This is a genomic window from Marinospirillum sp. (assembly GCF_014859565.1).
This window is the reverse complement of sequence record NZ_JACUUA010000239.1, coordinates 1-4,615: the sequence shown is the minus strand read 5'-3', so window position 1 is coordinate 4,615 and position 4,615 is coordinate 1. Positions and strand designations below refer to the sequence as shown.

Below are 4,615 nucleotides of genomic sequence, written 5' to 3'. Positions count from 1 at the left end.
CAGCATACCAAAGCCACGCCCACTTTTCAGCTATGCCTCATGAATAAGGCGGGTTAATACATTTCCGAAATCTGAAAAACCTGTTAAATTAGAGGGACTTCAACAATAAAAGATTTGGGCAACGGCGCATGTCACAACAGGTCGCGATCATTGAAGACGATATGGATCAAGCAAGGCTGGTCGCCAGCTGGCTGAAGGCTTATGGTTACAACTCCAGTTTGTATTATTCCGCAGAAATGTTTCTCGAAATACTGGATCAACCAGGCAAACAATTTGATCTGTTATTGATCGACTGGTTACTGCCAGGCATGAATGGCATCGAGCTGGTCAAACAACTGCAGCAACGTACCCGCACCCCAAAGATTTTCATTACCCACAAGGATCACGAGGATGATCTGGCAACGGCGCTCCACTGCGGTGCGGATGACTTTGTCAGCAAACCACTGAGCCGTACAGTGCTGATTGCGCGGATTCATGCCGTGATGAGGCGTCTCGAACATCAAAATCCTGATTTGCTACCAGAAACCCGACTGAAGCTGAACAGCCAAAACCAGGAACTGCTTTTTTTTGGTCAGCGTCTTCGTTTAACCGCCTCTGAGTTTCGCCTTATGGAGCTGTTCACTCAGATGGACGGTCAGCTTTTGAATCGTCAGGAAATTGCAGACAGCTTGTGGGGCAATGAGGAAAAAGCCCAGGATGGTCGTGCCCTGGATCTGTTGATCAGTCGACTGCGTAAAAAACTGAGCAGCTTGTCACCTTCCCCCGGAAAGCTCGTCAGCCAATACGGCCAGGGTTATACTTTTCAGAGGTATTAGCGATTATTCGCGCCTCCAACGCTGCAACCGGCATTGGCCGCCCCAGCAAATAACCCTGAAACAACTGGCAACCCTGCTGCTGTAAAAATGCCTGCTGCTCCGGTGTTTCGACACCCTCTGCAATCACCTCCAGCTCCAGATTCAGCCCCAGCACAATGATTGTTGCTGCCAAAGACCGCCGTGGATCAAGCGGATTAATATCTCGTACAAAAGATTGATCCACCTTGAGCTGATCAAACGGCAACTGCTGCAAATAGCTAAGCGATGAATAACCTGTACCAAAATCATCCAGGGAGATTAACAAACCCAGGCTTTTAAGCTGCACCATCTTGTTAATGATGTCCTGTGTATCATCAGCCAGCATGCTTTCAGTCAGCTCCAGCTGCAGCCGCTTTGGGTTAGCACCACTGGATTGCAACACACGCTCCACCTGCTGCACAAAGTCTGGGCGAGTAAACTGCCTGGCACTGACATTCACAGAAATAATCAGCTCACAGGTAGCAGCCTGTGTTGACCAGCGTACTGCTTGTGCGCAAGCGGTTTCCAGCACCCAGTGCCCTATCTTCAGGATCAGATCTGTTTCTTCCGCCAGCGGAATAAACTCACCAGGTGAGATATAACCCTTAGCCGGATGCTGCCAGCGTATCAACGCCTCAACACCTTTCATCTGATTATTGGCATCCAGCTGCGGCTGGTAAAAAAGCTCAAATGTCTGTTCTTTCAGTGCCTCGTACATCGCTGCCTGCAGCTCCAGCCTGTGAATCGCTTGCAGCTGCATTGTCTGCTTATAAAAGGATATACGATTACGGCCTTTATTCTTGGCCTCAAACATTGCCAGTTCTGCCTGCTTGAATAACTCATCAGGATCATCATGTGGCTGGATCAAGGTCACACCAATAGATGCCGTAATATGATGTGGCTGACCCGCCAATACAAAAGTTTCATTTAATCGACTGAGCAGGGTTTCAGCCAACTGCTCAACATCAGAAGCAGCCTGACTCTGGTGCACGTCCGGCTGCAGCAACAGCACCACAAACTCATCACTGCCCAACCTCGCCAGCGTTGTTTCTGGCGGTAAAACCTGTCCCAATCGCTGCGCCAGCTGCTGAAGCAACTGATCACCAACAGAACGCCCCAGCGCATCATTAAACTGCTTGAAGTGATCAAGGTCGATAAACAGCAGGCTGCCCAGATGGTTTGTATCGTTTTCCGAGGTATCAGCCAACAGGGTTTGCAGGGTTTCACGCAAAAGATTGCGGTTAGGCAGGTGTGTTAATGCATCAAAAAATTTCAGCTGGTAGATCCGCTCCAGATTAGCCTTACGCTCGGTTAAATCCGCCAGGTTAGCAACATAGTGAGTGATTTGTCCTTTGGCACCATAAATGGCCGTGATGGTCAGGTGCTCTGGATAGATATCGCCATTTTTTCGACGATTCCAGATCTCGCCTTGCCATAAGCCAGCTTGCTCAAGATCAGCATACATCTGCTGGTAAAAGCTGGCATCATGTCGCCCGGAGCTGAGCAGTGCCGGTGTCTGACCTAAAACCTCTGCTTCGCTGTATCCGGTAATATCCTGAAAAGACCGATTGACCTTAACAATACGCTGCTCAGCATCTGTAACCAGAATGCCATTCTGTGACTGAAAAGCCATAGCCGAAACCTGTAACTCAGCTGTACGACTGGTTATGATTTTCTCCAGCCCTGTGTTCATTTGCTTAATCCGCTGCATCTGTGCAGCCAGCAAACCCACCAACAGACTAATCAATAAAACAGGCACCATCTCAAGCGTCAAATGCAGCCAATTTACCCAACCATCTGCCGGTGAAGCAACCAGCAGCCAGCGGCCATTAGGTAATATCAGTTCATGCTTTACAGACCTGGCCAGCAATTCACCATTGGAAGCCTGAACCACCTGCAGCTCACCACCCGGTAACTGGTGGTAAAAGCGGTACTCCAGCCCATAGCCGGATAAAGCATCAATCACTGCCAACAGCTCATTAATTGCCATGCCTACACTAACCTGCTGCTCCAGCTGCAGCGCATGACGCGTAAGCAATTCCTCGACTTCACGTTGCTCCGCCTCTTGGTGATGCTGATGTAATTGCCATAAAAACAGGCTACCCACCAACAGCGCCAAAAACCCTGCCAACAAACCCATAATCAATGGCAAGCGTAACTTGTTAAGCCATGCGTCAAGCATTCAAATCTCCGAACCAGCCTTGTGCATACAGTATAGGTCTAGCGTACTGCACGATAAAAATGCAATTAGAATCCTTTTTTTATATCACCACCACTCAAATGTAACAAAAATGTATCCTGAGCGGATGAGCTGGCGTGTTTCAGAAGCAAAAGCTCCACTAATCCAGCGAAGCTTTTGATATGTTTACAGGCATAAAAATTTAACAACAGAGCAAAACAACCATGAAAATCCTACTCGCAGACGACTCCAGAACCACTTCCGGGCCAGTTAAGGCTTTTCTGGCTCAGCGTGGCCACCAGGTTCAGCATGTGCTGGATGGGCGTGCTGCAGTAGATGCTTACCGTCACGAGAAGCCGGACTTTATCCTGATGGACAACATCATGCCGGAAATGGATGGCATCGAAGCAACACGGATTATCCGTGAGATGGATCAGCAAACCTGGGTGCCCATCATCATGATGACTGCACTGGAATCAAAAGACGCCATGCTCAAAGGGCTGGAAGCCGGAGCCGATGACTACCTGTTTAAACCGATTGATTTTGACATTCTTGGCGCACGTATTCAGGCCTTTGAGCGCATTGCCATACTTCAGCAAAGCCTGAGTGGTGTGCTGGATAATGTGTACGAGGCCATCATCACCATCAGCCAGACGGGTCATATTCAAAAGTTTAATAAAGCAGCAGAAGTCATCTTCGGTTACAGCGCAGCCGAAATGCTGGGGCAAAAGGTGAATAGTCTGATGCCCAGCCATCACGCAGAAAAACACGATGGTTATCTAACGAACTACCTGGAAACCCAACAACCAAAAATCATGGGCATTGGGCGCAAAGTACAAGGAAGGCGCAAATCCGGCGAGCTTTTCCCGATGCGGCTGGCGGTGACTGAAGTGAAAAGAGCCAAAGACAGTTTATTTATTGGTCTGGTACAGGATATTTCAGCAGAAGAAGCGGCACGCATCCGCATAGAATACCTCGCCCTGCATGATGCCTTAACCGGCCTGCCCAACCGAGCTGCTTTTAATCAAATGCTGGATAACTTTCAGCAGCAGCCGAGCAGCCTGCCCCACCTGCTGCTGTTTATTGATCTGGATGGATTCAAACCCATCAACGACACCCTGGGCCACGAAGCCGGTGATGAAGCCCTGATTAAAGTGGCGCAGCGCATCAACAAGCTGCTGGGGAAAAACGACTTTGCCGCACGGCTGGGTGGTGATGAATTTGTCTTGCTGTTGCACCAGCGTGGTCAGCAACAGGCAGCCGAAGACTTTGCCCGGCAGCTGCTGGATCTGCTCAGCCAACCCATGCAGCTGACTGCTAAAACAGCCAGCATGGGTGCCAGCATTGGCGCACTGCCCTTTATGCCAGACACTCAGAGTAACAGTGAACTTTTAACACGCGCCGACCATGCCATGTATGCAGCCAAAAGAGATGGCAAGGGTCGGGTCAATTTTTTTAATGCTGATGTGAGCACCCAATGAACGGCATCGACACTGACACTCAGTCAATCACCCCTCCTCAAACCAGCCCGCTGGTGTTTATTGTGGATGACGAGCCGGATCAGGGTCTTTTGACGGCACACTTATTACAAAAAGCAGGCTAC

The 4,615-nt window shown here is 49.5% G+C and carries 3 protein-coding genes; 2 read left to right on the top strand and 1 reads right to left on the bottom strand.

Features of this window, described 5'->3' with window-relative positions:
• Nucleotides 1–128: 128 nt before the first annotated feature.
• Nucleotides 129–815, top strand: a complete 687-nt coding sequence (locus IBX50_RS17395; protein WP_292257565.1) for a response regulator transcription factor — start codon at nt 129–131, stop codon at nt 813–815.
• Here IBX50_RS17395 and IBX50_RS17390 read toward each other — a convergent pair.
• The gene (locus IBX50_RS17390) at nt 775–3,015 is read right to left on the bottom strand and encodes an EAL domain-containing protein (protein ID WP_292257564.1); all 2,241 of its coding nucleotides are present in this window, start codon (nt 3,013–3,015) and stop codon (nt 775–777) included. The two genes, IBX50_RS17395 and IBX50_RS17390, sit on opposite strands and share 41 nt — an antisense overlap.
• A gap of 221 nt (nt 3,016–3,236) precedes the next feature.
• Here IBX50_RS17390 and IBX50_RS17385 point away from each other — a divergent pair, with 221 nt between their 5' ends.
• Complete coding sequence (locus tag IBX50_RS17385; RefSeq protein ID WP_292257563.1) at nt 3,237–4,493, top strand: diguanylate cyclase; 1,257 nt, start codon at nt 3,237–3,239, stop codon at nt 4,491–4,493.
• The last annotated feature ends 122 nt before the right edge of the window (nt 4,494–4,615 follow it).